This window comes from Thermobifida fusca NBRC 14071 = JCM 3263, from assembly GCF_001592045.1.
Taxonomy (GTDB): domain Bacteria; phylum Actinomycetota; class Actinomycetes; order Streptosporangiales; family Streptosporangiaceae; genus Thermobifida; species Thermobifida fusca.
Genome location: NZ_BCWB01000035.1, coordinates 20,440 through 36,814, shown reverse-complemented (window position 1 = coordinate 36,814; position 16,375 = coordinate 20,440). Strand labels below are relative to the sequence as shown.

The following is a 16,375-nucleotide window of genomic DNA, read 5'->3' as shown; positions in this document are numbered from 1 at the left end:
TCGGGAAACTGTTCCACAGGCGTTCCGAGGTTGCGGTGTGGCCCCAGTGGGTGGCGGAGACACGGATGAGCGCCAGCCGGAAATAGGGGGGATCGGGGAACCGTTCCTCCCGCTCCAGTTCCCGCACTTTCTTTTCGGAAAGGGCGCGTTCGCGGTCCTCTGGGGGCATTTCTCCGCTGGCCAGCCACATCAGCTCTGCCAAGGCGAAGATGATGTCCAGCCCTGCCTCGCCGTAGGGGTCCTTTGTGTCGCGGAAGGCGTACAGTTTTTCTTGGAAGTATTCGTGCTCCTGGCACACCTGCTGGAATTCGTGCACCTGCAGCGCGCCGGTGCATCGCAAGTCGAAGAGCAGGCGCAGAGTCTGGAGGAATTCCTCCACTGTCTGAGCACGGAGGAGCCTGCCCGCCAGGTAGGTGCTCGCACCGTCGAGCGGCAAAGCGTTTCCCACGTGGGGAAACTCGCGCCAGATCCGGAGCCGCGATGCGATGGTGAGGTGTCGGGCCGCGATCGGCAGCAGGGAGTGGAACAGGGGGTGCCCACCGACGCGGGTGAGCTCCTGCTCCAACTGGCGGGACAACTGGGGGTCGGTCTGGCCGGCTTGGGGTGGCCCGTAGCCGAGCACGAGCAGACTGCCGAAGAGCTCCCGTCGCCGCTCCGCTGTCTCGTCGGCTAGTGCCTCCAGCAAGAAGCCGTTCTCCTGCAGTTCCGCACGGACCGCTTCCTGATGGTCCTGCGTCGCGGTGGCGCACTGCTGCAGGGCGCCGAGCAGTCCGCGGCGGAACTCCCGGGTCCCAGGGTCCCCCGTGTAGTGGGCAGCGAGGACGATCAAGTGTGCTGCGGGGACTTCCAGTTTCTCCACCAGGGCCTGGACTTCTGTGGCGGACAGGTCGGCGAGTTGCCGCGCGTGCCACAGCAGTACGCCGCGGTCGATGGTGGAGCGCCCCTGCCCCTCCTGCCATAGGCGGGCTATCCGGTCGAATACTGGTCGGATCTGTTCGCTGCGTTTGTGGGCTGAGCTGGGAGAAGTAAACAGCCGCTGGCCTGCGGCGCGCAGGCTGTCGAGTTCGGGGGTGTCCTCCCAGTCCAGTGCGAGGGAAGCCACCCTGCTCCGCAGGAACGCGGTGAGCTGTTCGGGCATGCTGGGCCAGTCCCGCCAGAACCGGCACAGTTCGGTCGTCTCGCTGAGGCTCAGCGTGGTGAATTCTCCCTGCGCCCAGCGCAGGCCGTCGTCTTGGGCCAGGTAGCGGCGGGCTTTGGCTACTTCTTCCCCTTGGGTGTCGATCCGGAGCGCCTGCCGCAGCAGCCGGTACAAGCCCTGGCGCTGGTAGCGCAGGTGGGACAGGCTCTGCAGGAGTTCCTGTGGGCGACGCGGGGTGGCCTGTGACGGGGCGGCGAGCACCTGTTCCACCAGGTAGCCGATGTCCTCTGCCCAGTCCTCCAGCGGCGCCCGGCTGGCAGGGGACTTGCGGTACCAGTGCGCGGGCGGGATGCGCAAGTGGGTCTTCTCTACGGTGACCGCGATTCGTGGTTGGACGGCGGCCGCTTGCACGTCCCCTTCCACGATCAGGGAGACGTCCAGCAGGCTCGCCAGTGCGTGTCCCAGAGCGTAGGGGTCGCTGGCCGCCCCGGCGAAGTGGAAGTGGTAGTCGGGGTGGCGGAGTACGTGCCGCAGCAGCGCCGCAACCTCTTGCGGATCAGCTCGGCCAGGAAGTGTGCTCGCGGCTTCCAGGTCCGCGGGGTCGAGCGCCGGCAGTTGCGGGTCGGCTAGCGAACCGTCCGCAGGGGGCAGCCATCCGTCCCAGTCTCGCAGGCCGAAGGCGAGCCGCGCAGTCAGCACGTCAGCCGTTCCCACGAGAGCGTGGAGCTGGTGGGAGCCCCGGGACGAGGTCGGTACCGCGTCGGCGCGGACGATCACTGCCATGCCGGGACGGGACTGCGGCCGCAGCAGTCCCAGTGCGGGCCGGTCGGGGTGCAGCAGTCCGACCAGGTCCCCGTTGTCCAACAGGCCGCTCCACCAGGCCAGGTCCCGCTGGCCCAGGGACGTCCCCACCGGGCCTATGCCGCGCCCGCCCAGCAGGTGCTGGTCGGTCCACCGGAACACCACCTGGTGGATGCGCTGGTCCCGCTCTCCGCGGGTTGTGCTCACCCCATCCCCCTTCACAGCGGTTCGCGCACACCTTTCACATAGGCGTGGTTGATCGTCTTCGGGTCGATGAGTCCTGTCATGGCGAACAGGGACAGCAGGGGGCGGAGGACACGCATGTGGCGGAACTTCCGCTTGTTGTAGTGCCCGTCCTGCTCCTCGCATCCGGTCGCCGAGGCGAAGTGGAGGGTGACGTCCTCGAAAGCGTTGACCGGGTACAGCCATTCCCGAGCCCCGTTGGTCGCGCAGTAGACGTAGACGTCCTCGCTCTCCTCGTCGACGGTTTTCAGCACGAAGTCGTCGTCAAGCTCCAGCCACCTGCTGACCCAGTACTCCTTTTGGGCGAGCAGGAGGTCGGCTTTGGCGAGGACCACAACTGCGGGTTGCGGCAGCGGGTTCTGCGGTGTCTTCCCCTTGGCGCGCGCCACCAGCCGTTCGTTCTGGCGGAGCTTGTTGATCACGTTGCTGAACCCGGAGGGGTGGCGCAGGCCGCGGCGTTTCCCTCCCCAGCCGTACAGTGCTTGCCCGTCGGCGACGAAGATGTACGCGTCCAGGCCGTAGATGAACTGGAGGCGGCTGCGTGCTTTGGAGTCCAGGAAGAGCTCGCCGGCCACGTCGAAGAAGCTCACCACGTAGGTCTCTTCGCCGGTCCAGGTGCTAGTGACCGTGTAGGCCATGCGGAACTCGACGGGGTCGTTCCGGCTGGTGCGGCGCAGGACGGTACGCCGGTCCGGGGCGAAGAATCCGGCGATGTCCTCCCGTTGCACGTAGTACTCCCACATCTCGGCGAAGGGTTCCACCTTCAAACCGAGCTCCGCGAGCCGTTCCTCCTCTTCCTGCATCCGGTAGAGCATCGCCGCCAGCAGGTGCGACTTGCCTGAACTGCTGGTTCCGATGAGTCCGATGTTGAGGGTGCGCCGGACCTGGCAGTACTCGTAGGGGATGTAGTGCGGTTCGGGCAGTTCGTTCTCGTCTGCCGGCGGCGGGAGGGGAGGGCTGGGCTGGGCCCCGGTGGTGCTCTCCCACCCGTCCCCGTCCTCGTCGGCGTCGTCGGCCAGCGAGAAAGGCGAGGGACCGGCGGACTCGTCTTCCTCCGGGTCGTCGAAGCCGATGCCGTCGGTGAAGGCGGCCGTGGGGCTGTCCTCCCCGGGACGGTTCATGACGACGGTTGTCATGTCGTCCAAGGGATCGGCTGTGCCGGGATAGTCGTATTCCCCCTGCACCAGGTCGAGACGCACTTCGCGACGGCATTCCAGGTAGGTGTTGCCGCGGTCGTAGGAGGCGACTCCGAGCAGTCCGCGCCGCCGGACCGCGTCGGTGACGTCGTCCACGACCTCCTGGGTGGCGATGTTGCGGATCACGCTCCTGGCGCGCGAGGTGTCGATGTGGGAAAGGCAGTAGGGACAGTTCACCGTCGGCGGTAGGTCCGCCGGTCGGCTCGGATAGCTCATCACAGGATCCTTCCCAGCAGTACGACAAGGACGATCACCAGGAGCAGCACCGCCGCCTTTCCGCTCACGAGCCGGGAGGCCGCTGCCGCCGGCTTCCCGATGCGGCCGAGCAGGCGGCGAGCGAAGGCCCCGATTCCTTCATCCAGCAGCACCCGCCCTAGGGACCGCGACGGCAATTCCTCTGAGACTGGAGGGGTCCAGCGCGGTTCGGCGGACGGGGGCGCGGGGGGATAGCGTCTGCGGCGGATGTCCTCGTGCCTAGTCCGGATAGCCCGGAACCTGTGCCGCGCTTCGGCTTCCTCCGGGCTGTCCTCCCGACGCTCCGCAGGGGTTGCGGCGGCTGTGCTGTTTTCTACTGGCACGAGGCGGGAGGCCCGTGCCCAGGCTTCGGAGGCGCTGATGCGCCGCTCCTGCTGGTCGAGCGCAGCGGCGATGAGGTCACCCAGGCCGAACAGTCGACTGTTGAGTTCCCGCTGGTCGCCGGGGGGAAGTGTGTCGCCGTTCAGGGGTCGTCCGATGGCGACGTGGTAGAGCAGGCGGGCTGCGTCGGCCACGTCGATGGCGCCCTGCCGTCCGTCGGGGTCGCTGGCCATGCGGCGGTAGCGGGCCAGCACTGCCTCGCGCCGGTTCCACACCAGGCTTTCGGTGTTCACGGCACCGTGGACGTAGCCGACGCTGTGCAGGACGGTGAGCGCCTCGTAGATGTCGATGGCGATTTTGCGAACCACTTTGGGAGAGACCGGAAGAATGCCGGGTGTCTGCTGGATTTTCGGTTCCAGGAAGAAGGGCTGTCCTCTTCCTTTGGGCATCCGCAGCACGAGCGTGCTCTGGGCGCCATTGGTGCCTGTTCTCGTCCCGACATACTCGGCGAGGCTGTGCGGGAATCTTCCTCCGGTCTCGTTCATGACCGCCTCGGTAGCCTGTTCCGCCAAAGCTGCCTCGGCGGCTAACTGTTCGGCGGTCTGCGGGTCAACCGCTTCGATGAGTACCTCGACCCGTTGCGTGTCACCGCTGCTGTCGTCCCGAAAAAAGTAGCGGTAGCGGCCGTCCCCCTGCGGCGTTCCGGTGGCGTACTCGGTCATCCAGTGGTTCCCGCCCTATTCGACGTCCGTTCACAGGCGTCGCTGTCAGCCATTCAACAAGTTTGATGAAAGACCCTAATAACCCACTCTAGGACTAGATCACCCCTATTTTTGGGGATATGCCGCAACATCACCGGGGAGATTCTCCTTTCCCCAGGTGAGCCGCCGAAGAGTACACCATTTGCAACCGGGAGTGCTGTTCGAGGGAGACCTCTCCCGGCGAACCACATCACTGCCGCCCCAGAATTCCCAAAAACGACATTCTGCTCTTTTGTTGCAGATAAGCGACACTTCTTCGGGCGGATTTCTTCCAACGATCATCACATTTTTGGGATTCCGGGATCGTCTGGACGGCCGCGGCAGAAAACCCTCTTCCCACCCGCGCCTGGTGACCGGTCGCCGCTCACAGCACCGGCGCCGCGCAGACACGGCCTTGCACCGCCGCGCCCAGGGCACTGCACTCCCAGGCATCCATCACGGCGCCCACACCAGGCACCCGTAGCTGCGCGGCCCTAGACCGCCGCAAAGACCCGGCCCGTCCACGGTCAGTGGGAGCCGCCCCGCAGCACACCCTTAATCCGTCGCAGCACCTCACCGAACCGGCGCTCCGCACCGTGGGTGGTGGGCCGGTAGTACTCTGCCCCGTCCAGCCCTTCAGGCAGGTACCGTTGGGCCACGACCCCGCCGGGATAGTCGTGGGGGTAGCGATAGCCCGCCCCGTGGCCGAGATCGGCAGCGCCCCGGTAGTGGCTGTCACGCAGATGGGCGGGAACCGGGCCGAGCTTGCCGGCGCGCACGTCGCTGATCGCGCGGTCGATAGCGGTGATCACCGCGTTGGATTTGGGGGCCAGGGCGATGTGGATGACCGCCTGGGCGAGGTTGATGCGGGCTTCCGGCAGTCCGACCAATTCGACGGCCTGGGCCGCGGCCACCGCTGCTTGCAGCGCCGTGGGATCAGCCATCCCCACGTCTTCGCTGGCGTGCACCACGAGGCGGCGGGCAATGAACCGCGGGTCCTCCCCCGCCTCGATCATGCGGGCCAGGTAGTGCAGAGCTGCGTCCACGTCGCTGCCGCGCATGCTCTTGATGAACGCGCTCACCACGTCGTAGTGCTGGTCACCGGAGCGGTCGTAGCGGACGGCGGTGCGGTCAGCCGCGCGTTCCACGTCGGCCACGGTGATCTCCGTGCGGTCGCCCGCGACCAGAGCGGCGGCTTCGAGATAGGTGAGGGAGCGCCGCGCGTCTCCCCCGGCCAGCCGTACGAGATGGTGGAGCGCTTCCTCGGTGAGGGTGTAGCGGCCTGCGAGCCCGCGCTCATCGGTGAGCGCCCGGCGCACCACGGTGCGAATGTCGTCATCGCTGTGCGCGTGCAGGGTGAGCAGCAGCGAGCGGGAGAGCAGCGGACTGATGACCGAGAAGAACGGGTTCTCGGTCGTTGCGCCGATGAAGCTGACCCACCGGTTTTCTACGGCGGGCAGCAGGGCGTCCTGCTGTGTCTTGCTGAAGCGGTGGACTTCGTCGACGAAGAGCAGGGTGTGGACCCCGCGCATGCCGAGCTCGCGTCGGGCCTCGTCGACAACGTCACGGATGTCCTTGACCCCCGAGGTGACCGCGGACAGTTCCACGAAGCGTCGCCGGGTAGCGCGGCTGACCACCGTGGCCAGTGTGGTCTTCCCCGTGCCGGGCGGACCCCACAGGAGGAGCGCCATGGGCGCGTCGTCCTCCACGAGCCGCCGCAGCGGACTCCCCTCGCCCAGCAGGTGCCGCTGCCCCACCACCTCGTCCAGGGTTCGCGGGCGCATCCGCACCGCGAGCGGTTCATGGGACCGGTGGGCTTCGGCTCCAGCGTCGTCGAACAGTGTTTCGGACACGGTTTCAGCCTAGTCCGCCGCCTGGTGCAGCTGCCCTGGCGCGGTAGCGGCGGGCCGGCATCTCCGATTCACTCGGGCCTGACGCGGAAACGCTGGCGCAGCAGGTATCCCAGCCCGCAGCACAGCAGCCCGATCCCGCTGCCAAGCAGTGCTCCGCCCACGGTGTCCGTCAACCAGTGCGCGCCCAGGTAGATCCGGCTCCACGCCATGGCAGCGACGACGACGGTGCCGCAGAGGGCCGTGGGGAGACGGGCCCGGGGCGGGCAGACCGCGCTGGCGGCGACGGCGAGCACCGCAGCGAACGCAGTATGCCCAGACGGGTAGGAGGCTGTGTCTTCCCACACGAGTGGATCGACCGGCCGGGAGCGGTCGAGCAGCCACTTGACCGCTGGGACCGCGACCAGCGAGGTGGCTGCCCATGCGGACACCACTAGAAGCGCTGCCGACCATTGCCGTCGCAGCAAGGGGAGGAGAAGCACCCCGGTGAGCGGGAGGGCGCCCCACGGCCATGCTCCGACACGGTGGAGCAGGACCGCCACCTTCGTCGCGGCTGGGGTCCGCGCTGCGGTGACCGTCTCGGTGAGGGCCGTGTCCCAGCCGAAAGGCCCGTGCTGGCTGCATGCCAGCACGAGGGTGAGGAGCGTGAACGCGGAGAGGAGGCCGCAGGCTCCCGCGCCGAGGCGTGCCACCGGGGCTCAGCGGACCCGGGCGACGAGGATAGCGATGTCGTCGCCGCGTCCCGCGGGGGCGAGCTCTGCGAGCGCGGTCGCCGCACCGTGGACGTCGGTGACTTTGGCGCTGAGTTCGCTGCCTACCGCGGCCAGGCCGTCGTCCATGTTCACTTCGGCGCTCTCCACCAGCCCGTCCGAGCACATCAGCAAGGTGCTTCCCGGAGGGAGCGGGCGGGAGCTCACCGGGTATTTCGCTTCCGCGTCCACCCCGACGGGCGGTCCGGTCTCGGGCTCCCACACTTCGAAGCCTGACTCGGTGGCGAGCACGACGGGAGGCTGCCCGGCCCAGGCGGCCTGCAGCTGTCCCAGGTCAATGTCGATCACCAGGTAGCCGCAGGTCGCAAAGACGATCTCCCCGGTTTCGGTGAGGAGCCGATTGGTTTCGGTGAGCACGGTTCCCGGATCGCTCTGGTTGGTGGCGTAGGCGCGGAACGCCATGCGGATCTGTCCCATAGCGGCAGCAGCCTCCACCCCGTGGCCTTGGACGTCTCCGACCACCAGGCCGATCCGCCGCCCGGGAAGCCGGATGGCGTCGTAGAAGTCGCCGCAGACCCGCCAGCCAGCTCGGGCGGGAAGGTAGCGCACGGCCACGTCCAGTTCGGAGAAGGCGGGGGGCTGCGGGGGCAGCATCCTCCGTTGGACGGCGTCGGCCAGCTCCAGTTCCGCGCTTTGGCGGTTGACGCGTTGCAGGGCCTGCCCGGCGAGTCCGGCCAAGGTCAGCAGGAGGGCGCGTTCGTCCGGAGTAGCGTGGTGGGGCTGGGTCCAGGCCACGACCCACACGCCGATGGCGGTTTTGCCGTCCCCGAACATCGGGACGAAAGCCCACGAGTGGTCGTCAGTCTGGCAGAGCGCCTCTCCTAGGGCGGGGAACCGCTCCAAGAGTTCGGAGCGGCTTTCGAAGAAGCGCGGCTGGCTGTCGTGGAGGACTGCCCCGACAGGGTGGGCGGAATCCCGGTGGTTGTCGGGGTAGAGCCACTGCCCGGTGCTTGCCGTGCTCTCCGGGTAGAGGCGGAGCTCGGTGTCGTCGAGCAGCACGACGTGGGCGCCGTCACCGCCGAAAATAGGCGTGAACTCCCTGCTGAGCAGGTTGGTGACCTCCTGCACCGTGGTGGCGGAGACCAATTTGGCGGCGAGTTCGTTGACTTGACGGCCCTGGGCTGCTTCGATGCGGCGGCGGTCCGCCAAGCGGCGTACGAGCTGCACGTGCTCGGTCATATCGTCGACGATGCCGACCAGTCGGGGCCGGTCTCCCCCGAGGTAGGTGGCGCGCGCGTACAGCCATCGCTCGTCTCCTACCTGGTCGAACATGCGGAACCGCTGCTCGTAGTTGCCGCCCTGGTAGGCGGTTTCCAGTGCGGCGCGTAGCCGGGAGACGTCGTCCCGGTGCACTCGGGCGAGGCATTCTTCCAGGGTGCAGGCGTCCCCGGCGAGCATGCGGGCCAGCGGGGAGGGACCGAACAGTTCGCTCAGCGTGCCGCTGGTGAGGTCAAGGGACCACAGGGCGGTGTTCGCTTCCCTGAGCCGCAGCTCGGTCACGATGCGCAGGGTCTCTTCGTCGTGGCTGAGCAGCGAGAGCTGAATGACGACGCCCGCGGTTTCGCCGCCCGGTGCGGCGGGGAAAGACCGGGCTTGGACGATGGTGCGCCGGGACAGCCCGTCGGCGGTGCGGATCGTCAGGTCGGGCCACTGTCGGGGGGCGGCGCCCCGCAGTGCCTTGTTGTGCTGCTCCCAGGCTCGGCCGTGGTCGTCAGGGGTGAACAGTTCGGGCCAAGGACGTCCCGCGATCTCTGTGGACGGGCGCCCGAGGAGAGCAGTGAAAGCGTCGTTGACCGCGAGGACCGCTCCGGCCGGGTCAGCCACAAGCATCGCGGTCGGCGCGTACTGGAAGGCCGTGCCCGCCGGATCACTCATCCCTGCTACGAGGGCGTCAGTCTTTCCTCCAGAACCGGCGAAGCCGTCCGTTGTGCCGGTCGATCCGTTCACGTAATAGATCTTCCCTGTATCGTCGCGAATGTCCTGTCCGCACGCAGCGGACCCCTCCCGAACATCCGTTTTGTCCTGCCTTTGTTGGATACCCCCCTTGCGGCATTGCGGAGTCGAGGGGAAGCTTCCGCTCTGTCCGGTGATGTGCGGATCAACCGAATCAGAGTCGGAGAATGGTTCGCCCACCGGAATTCACTACAGATTTACCGCTCCGCCGGGCTGTTTTGCCAATCCCTTGAACTTTCTTGTGTCAGATGTCAGCGGGATTCTCGGCACACCGTCCACAATTCTAGCGGTTCAGAGCCCCAGCGCACCCGTTGCGACGTCGGACGTTTTCCGTATATGCGTCGGGCCTCGCCGCAATGCCCGTGGCGCGGCGAGGCCCGTCAACTGTGAGGTGAACTGTGTGCGCTAGCGTGCGGCGCCTTGCAGGCTCCCGGTGACGTCGCCTGCCGGGTCGTAGACGACGCACAGGATCTCCCGGTCTCCTGCCGCCCAGGACTCCGGGGTCGGGAAGTAGTAGCTGTAACTGAGCGTGGACTGCTCCAGCGGGATCCCCACGAAGCTGTCGAACTCCGTCGAGCAGAAATCTTCGGCGAAGTTCTGGACTTCGGTATCCCCCGGGTAGGAGCCATCCGGCATATTCCCGGACGCATAGGCTTCGCCGCTGTGCGGTTCACTGCAGGGGACGGTGAGGACGGTCGAAATCTCTCCTTCGACCCCGGTCTCCTCTGCAGGAAGACAGTCGCCGACCTTGATGTCGAAGACGTCCTCCTCCGTCGTCGCGCTCGGGCTTGCCGGTTCTTCGAGGTCTTGTTCCATCTCGTTGAGGTCCTGTTCGAGGTCCCGCAGCGCCTCGTCCACTGTGGCGTCTCTCTGGGCCAGGAGCAGCCCGCAGCCAGATAGCGCGAGGGTAGCGGCAACGGTCGCCGTAACAGTAACGAACCGGCCGATCCCCCACCGGGGAGAACCCAGGGTCATCGAATCTCCACTTGTGTTGAGAACGGGGGTTTGATGCGGCGACTCGTGCGCGACTGACGGACGGCTCTGGCCGCACCAAGGAGCCACCCGGCCGGGCCACGTGCGGGGTCATGGCAGGCCCGACCAGCTTAGGGCCGAAGGTGGCGCCTGGTCTGGGGGCGCGACCTGAGTATTCGCCCGCAAGCCGAGGGATGGTGCGGAGAAATCCGCCCACTCGCTCACAAGTCACAACCGATTCGTGAGATGCCGCAGCAACCCCCGACAGTTCTCGTGACTCAAGTCACACAAGCAGAGGGTGTCGTCACAGCCAGGGCCCGGCCTTGCCGGCCGGGCCCTGCGGGGGTGGGTTGGTGGGGTTAGAGGAAGAAGACGCCGCTTGTCGCCACTCCGGCTTCGCAGGCGTTGCCGTACGTCTTCTCGAAGGAGACCCGGCGGTCTCCCCAGTAGCCGCGTGCGGTGGCCTTCACCGGGTCCCATACTGCGGGGCAGTAGGCGCCGGGCAGCGGACGCAGCCGCTCAAAGTAGCCGTCGACTTCCCGCAGGGCATCGCAAGCCTTCTCCGGAGAGGAGTGCGTACCTCCGTCGGGGGAACAGGTCAGTGTCACCCTCGCGTACTGGCTGACGGACGAAACCGTAGAGGTCGGGGAAAGGGTGAGGACGAAACCAGCCTTGGCCTGGGGGGCAGGGGTGATCACGGGGTCGGTGGGATTGGCAGAGGCGCTGGTTCCAGCACTAAGCACGGCAAAAGCCGTGGCCGCCACGAGGGCAAGGGAGCGGCGGAGGAACGTGGTGGTCATAGGTCACCTTTCGCCGATTCTTGCAAGGCACACGACGCGGGTGCTCCCCACGGACCGACAGCCCCACTAACGTCACTGTCGGCAACCAGTCCGCGACGTAACATCACTGTAATGAGCGAAAAATTGCCGCAAAAGCGCACACACGACCATAAAACTGGTTTCTGCCGGCCGCTTACCGGCCACCAGGAGCTTTAGCAGAGGACTTTTCTTCGCACAAAAAGAGAATCATGAATAATTTTCATTTTTCCCGGGCTTATCACCACCCTGGGGCGAGCACCCTGAACCCGTACGTTTATCTCGATAACGGACAAGATTCCCGCTGGGAACAGCGATTACCGAACGGCACCCGCATATCCGCCCGTATTTCTTGATCAAAGATTTCTCTCTGGGGAGAGCACCGCGCTTCGAACCGTCTCATACTGGCCGCGGCCGAGGGCGCTCCGTCCCCGGCCAGCGAGGCCCGAGGCCTCCCAGGCCCGCCCCACGCGAAAGCCCGCCGGGTGAGGCGAGCGCTGCCTGCCCGGCGGGCTTCCCTGACGCGTACGTAGTGCGCTACGACGTGGCCTGTTCGGGGACGGCGTCGACTCCCGCTTCACGCCGCTGCTCCGCCGTAATCGGCGTAGGCGCGCCCGTCAACGGGTCGGCCCCCGAAGCGGTCTTGGGGAACGCAATGACGTCGCGGATCGTGCTCTGCCCGGCCAGCAGCATGACCAGGCGGTCCCAGCCCACCGCCAGGCCGCCGTGCGGCGGAGGGCCGAACTGGAATGCCTCCAGCAGGAAACCGAACTTCGTCTCGGCCTCGTCCTTGCTCAGACCGATCGTGTCGAAGACCCGCTGCTGCATTTCCGCCCGGTGGATACGGATCGACCCCGACGCCAGCTCGTAGCCGTTCATCACCAGGTCGAAAGCCCTGGCCGTCGCCGAACCCGGGTCGTTGTGGAACGTGTCGGCGACCTCCTGAGCCGGAGCGGTAAACGGGTGGTGGACCGACGTCCATCCTCCCTCGTCGTCCTTCTCGAACATCGGCATGTCCGTGATCCACAGCACTTCCCACGCCGACTCGTCGATCAGGCCGCACCGCTTGCCGATCTCCAGCCGCGCCGCACCCAGCAGCTCCTGGGAGGCGGTCCGCTCCCCCGCCGAGAAGAAGATCGCGTCTCCCGGCTTGGCCCCCACCCGCTCGGCCAGTCCGGCACGCTCCTCCTCCGACAGGTTCTTGGCGACCGGACCGCCCAACGTGCCGTCCTCGTGCACCAGCACGTAGGCGAGGCCCTTAGCGCCCCGCGACCGGGCCCACTCCTGCCAGGCGTCCAGCTCCCGCCGGGTCTGGGAGGCGCCGCCGGGCATTACCACAGCACCCACGTAGGGGGCCTGGAAGACCCGGAACGGGGTGTTGGCGAAGAAGTCCGTGAGCTCTACCAGCTCCTGCCCGAAACGCAGGTCGGGCTTGTCGGTGCCGAAGCGGTCCATCGCCTCAGCGAACTTCATGCGCCGGAACGGCCGCGGCAGTTCGACGCCCCGGACCTCCCGCAGCAGCCGGGTGAACAGTTTCTCGCCGATGTCGAAGAGGTCCTCTTCGTCGACGAAGCTCATCTCGATGTCGATCTGGGTGAACTCCGGCTGCCGGTCGGCACGGAAGTCCTCGTCCCTGAAGCAGCGCGTCAACTGGTAGTACCGCTCCATGCCGCCCACCATGAGCAGTTGCTTGAACAACTGCGGGGACTGCGGGAGGGCATACCAGTGCCCCGGCTGGAGCCGCACCGGCACCAGGAAGTCTCGGGCGCCCTCCGGGGTCGAACGGGTCAAGTACGGCGTTTCGACGTAGACGAAGCCGTTGTCGTTCATGACCTCGTGCGCGATGTAGGTCGCCCGGGAGCGGACACGCAGCGCCTCAGCCGTCTCGGGGCGGCGCATGTCCAGGTAGCGGTAGCGGAGCCGGGCTTCCTCAGAGATCTCCTGGTTCCCGTCCAGCGGGAACGGCAGCGGCGCCGATTCGCTCAAGACCTCGATATGGGAGGCCACGACCTCGATCTCACCGGTGGCGATGTCGGGATTCTCGTTGCCTTCCGGCCGAATCCGGACTGTACCGGTCACCTTGATGCAGTACTCCGAACGGAGGTCGTGGGCCAGCTCGTCCTCGCGGACCACGACCTGGACGATGCCGGAGGCATCCCTCAAGTCCAGGAAGACAACACCGCCGTGGTCGCGGCGGCGGGCCACCCAGCCCGCCAAGACGACATTCTGCTCAGCGTGGTCGGCGCGTAGTGTGCCCGCCTCGTGCGTGCGGATCAACGGGTCTCTCCTTCAGCGGTTATCGCAGTGGTTGCCTGACGCGTGCGGTTGACCGGCTTCGCGGCCGCGAAGCCGGTGCCGGTATCTCGTCTCCGCGGCGGCTGTACTCCCGATACCGCATGCGAGGCGACGCTACTGGTCATCGTCGTGTTTCCGTTCCTTGCGCTGCGCGGCTAGCGGCGGCCCGACTACAGGCCGCGCAGGAAGGGGTTAGTGGCCCGTTCCCGGCCGATCGTGGTGCGCGGACCGTGGCCCGGGAGCACGACAGTGTCGTCCCCCCGGCTCAAACAGACACGGGACAAGCTCCGCATGATCGCCACGTGGTCGCCGCCGGGAAAGTCGGTGCGGCCGATCGAGCCCGCAAACAGCAGGTCGCCGGTGAACAGCACCTCCGGGGTGTCCTCGGTCGGCGGAAGCGCGTAGACCACCGATCCCGGGGTGTGGCCGGGGGCGTGCGCCACGGTGATCTCCAGCCCCGCTAGCTGCAACACCTGACCGTCGGTGACCTCGACCACCTGCTTCGGTTCGCGCAACTGCTCGTTGCCGAACAGCGCCGCCAACTGCGCTGCCAGCCCGGGATCCACGCCTCGTGCCGGATCGCTCAGCAGCGGGCGGTCCGCCGCGTGCGCATACGCCGCGATATCGTGAGTCTGGCACACCTCTTCGGCCGACCATACGTGGTCGAAGTGACCGTGGGTGAGCAAGACGGCCACCGGGGTCAGACGGTACTCGTCCAGCAGGCGGGCCACTCCTTCTGTGGCCTGCTGCCCCGGGTCGACGATGACGCACTCCGCTCCCGCTTCCGGGGCGACGACGTAACAGTTCGCCGCGAGCGGTCCAGCGGGGAAGTCTGCGATGAGCACGGTCGGCAGTGACCTCGTTTCCAAGGCGGGGACGCTGTTGGTTACTCCATGAGCGTACCGACGCCGCGGCGATTGTGGCGACTCGGTGCCTCCCAGTGGGTCGGGAGATGACGATGCTGCGCGACCAGCCTCACTTGGTACTGTCGGGCTTGTACCCAAAGCACCGGAAATACCAAGGAGTGGTCACTCCCCCATCCCATTTCATCACCATTCGGTCACCACGCTGCCCATGGCTCTTTGCCAAACGCCGTGACGGTGTCATATTGGTCCCTGCCCGGGACCGCACGTAACTGTGATTCCGGTCCGGGTAGCGACATCACAGGTCGATCCGGCGGATACGGGTAGATTCGTTCCCATACACGTGCCAAAGCGCCGTCGCTCCGGCGGGAGATCACGTCTCGGCCGCAGTGCTGGTGGCACGCTGCCACGACCATACGGACCTGACGAGCATCAGGCTCATCACACAGGAGGACACGGTGACCACGGACCCCTGGGGCCGCGTAGACGACGACGGCACGGTCTATGTGCGCACGAGCGAGGGCGAGCGTGTCGTCGGGTCATGGCAAGCGGGGGCACCAGAAGAAGCCCTCGCCTTCTTCAAGCGCAAGTACGATGCGCTGGTGACAGAGGTGGAACTACTGGAAACGCGCCTAGCAACCACCGACCTGTCTGCAGCGCAGGCGCTGGCGAGCGTGCAGAAGCTGCGTGACGCCGTGACCGAGGCGAAGGCCGTCGGTGATCTCGACGCGCTGGCTCGACGCTTGGACGCGCTCACCGAACGGATCGAGCAGCGCAAGCTCGAACAGAAGAGGGCCCAGGAAGAGGCCCGTGCCCAGGCCCGCGAAATCAAGGAACGCATTGTCGCGGAGGCGGAGCGCGTCGCCGCGGAGACCACCCACTGGAAGACCGGCGGTGAGCGCATGCGCCAGCTCATCGACGAGTGGAAGGCTGCACCGCGCGCGGACCGTGCCACCGAGCAGGCCCTGTGGAAGCGCATGTCGGCTGCGCGCAACGCCTTCTCCAAGCGACGCAAGGCGTACTTTGCCGGCCTGGACCAGCAGCGCGAACAGGCGCGCGAGCTCAAAGAGCAGATCGTCGCCGAAGCGGAGGAGCTCGCCGACTCCACCGACTGGGGCCCGACCGCGGCCCGTTATCGCGAACTGATGCAGCAGTGGAAGGCTGCGGGACGCGCCGACCGCGCCACCGAGGACGCGCTGTGGAGCCGGTTCAAAGGCGCCCAGGACCGCTTCTTCACGGCCCGCAACGCTGCTCTCGCAGAACGGGACGCGGAGCTGCGCGGCAATGCCGAGATCAAGGAGAAGCTGCTGGAGGAGGCGCGGCAGGCGCTGCTGCCGGTGACGAACCCGCGGGAGGCACGCGTCAGACTGCGTGACTTCCAGGAGCGCTGGGACGAGGTCGGACCTGTCCCGCGCGACGTTCGCGACCGGCTGGAAGGGGGCTTCCGCAAGATCGAGGAGGCGGTACGCAAGGCCGAAGAGCAGGAATGGCAGCGCACCAACCCCGAGGCGCGCGCCCGTGCTGAGGCGACTCGCGCCCAGTTGCTGGAGTCCATCGCCACCTTGGAGAAGCAGCTTGCCGAGGCCCGTGAGGCCGGGGACGAGCGGAAGGCCACGGAGGCCCAGGAGTCCTTGGCTGCCCGGCAGGCGTGGCTGGCCGAGGTTGAGCGGACGCTCGCGGAGATGAGCTGAGGCTGTCTGCCCTGGACTGTTGTGGTGGCCGCACCCCGGGATCCGGGCGCGGCCACCACGCTGTTACGAGGATGCTGTCGCCTGCTGTTCCTGCTCGCGACGGAGGCTGGTCTCCTCAGGAGGATCGTCGTTCATCACGACGGTCAGCAGGATCGCGGAGTCGGCCAGTGCGGTGAGCGAGTGCCGGGCCTCCGGGATGATGATCATGTCTCCGGTTCGGGCGTCCCAGGAGTGTTCTCCGGAGAAGAGCCGCACTCTGCCGCGCAGGACTTGCAGGGTGCTCTGCCCTGGGTTGGGATGCTCGGACATCTCCGTCCCCTCGCGCATGGCGATGACGGTCTGCCGCAGCGAGCGTTCGTGCCCCCCGTAGACGGTGGAAGCGCTGCGTCCCGCTGAGGAGTCGCGCGCCAGCCGGAGATGGTGGTCAGCGAGCGCGTCCAGTGAGATTTTCTGCATACCGCCAGTCTGTGGG

At 67.0% G+C, this 16,375-nt stretch carries 12 protein-coding genes; 1 reads left to right on the top strand and 11 read right to left on the bottom strand.

The window, feature by feature from the left end:
- The 10 genes from TF1_RS07960 to TF1_RS07915 form a co-directional block, all read right to left on the bottom strand.
- Positions 1-2,146 (bottom strand): hypothetical protein (locus TF1_RS07960; protein WP_255266156.1); only part of this gene is annotated, 2,146 nt, incomplete at its 3' end.
- An 11-nt stretch (positions 2,147-2,157) separates the two neighbouring features.
- A complete protein-coding gene (locus TF1_RS07955; protein WP_061783787.1) occupies positions 2,158-3,594 on the bottom strand; it encodes a hypothetical protein in 1,437 nt (478 codons plus the stop codon).
- Entirely contained in the window at positions 3,594-4,676 is a 1,083-nt protein-coding gene (locus TF1_RS07950) for a hypothetical protein (protein WP_061783786.1), read from the bottom strand. Before TF1_RS07950 ends, TF1_RS07955 begins: the two co-directional genes overlap by 1 nt.
- 545 nt (positions 4,677-5,221) lie before the next feature.
- Complete coding sequence (locus tag TF1_RS07945; protein WP_011292504.1) at positions 5,222-6,547, bottom strand: replication-associated recombination protein A; 1,326 nt, start codon at positions 6,545-6,547, stop codon at positions 5,222-5,224.
- 68 nt (positions 6,548-6,615) lie between these two features.
- Positions 6,616-7,236: a phosphatase PAP2 family protein gene (locus tag TF1_RS07940; RefSeq protein WP_016188962.1), complete on the bottom strand. Its 621-nt coding sequence runs from the start codon at positions 7,234-7,236 to the stop codon at positions 6,616-6,618.
- Between the two features lie 6 nt (positions 7,237-7,242).
- Entirely contained in the window at positions 7,243-9,189 is a 1,947-nt protein-coding gene (locus TF1_RS07935) for a SpoIIE family protein phosphatase (RefSeq protein WP_169803313.1), read from the bottom strand.
- A 483-nt stretch (positions 9,190-9,672) separates the two neighbouring features.
- The gene (locus TF1_RS07930) at positions 9,673-10,242 is read right to left on the bottom strand and encodes a septum formation family protein (protein WP_011292507.1); all 570 of its coding nucleotides are present in this window, start codon (positions 10,240-10,242) and stop codon (positions 9,673-9,675) included.
- A gap of 356 nt (positions 10,243-10,598) precedes the next feature.
- A complete protein-coding gene (locus tag TF1_RS07925; RefSeq protein WP_011292508.1) occupies positions 10,599-11,039 on the bottom strand; it encodes an SSI family serine proteinase inhibitor in 441 nt (146 codons plus the stop codon).
- Positions 11,040-11,591: 552 nt separating this feature from the next.
- Positions 11,592-13,331, bottom strand: a complete 1,740-nt coding sequence (aspS, locus tag TF1_RS07920) for an aspartate--tRNA ligase (protein ID WP_011292509.1) — start codon at positions 13,329-13,331, stop codon at positions 11,592-11,594.
- Between the two features lie 188 nt (positions 13,332-13,519).
- Positions 13,520-14,194, bottom strand: coding sequence for an MBL fold metallo-hydrolase (locus tag TF1_RS07915; protein ID WP_061783785.1), 675 nt, complete (start codon positions 14,192-14,194; stop codon positions 13,520-13,522).
- Positions 14,195-14,670: 476 nt separating this feature from the next.
- Here TF1_RS07915 and TF1_RS07910 point away from each other — a divergent pair, with 476 nt between their 5' ends.
- Positions 14,671-15,903, top strand: coding sequence for a DUF349 domain-containing protein (locus TF1_RS07910; protein WP_038043942.1), 1,233 nt, complete (start codon positions 14,671-14,673; stop codon positions 15,901-15,903).
- 63 nt (positions 15,904-15,966) lie between these two features.
- On the opposite strand, the gene TF1_RS07905 is transcribed toward TF1_RS07910, so the two are convergent.
- The gene (locus tag TF1_RS07905; RefSeq protein WP_011292512.1) at positions 15,967-16,359 is read right to left on the bottom strand and encodes a cupin domain-containing protein; all 393 of its coding nucleotides are present in this window, start codon (positions 16,357-16,359) and stop codon (positions 15,967-15,969) included.
- Between the last annotated feature and the right edge of the window lie 16 nt (positions 16,360-16,375).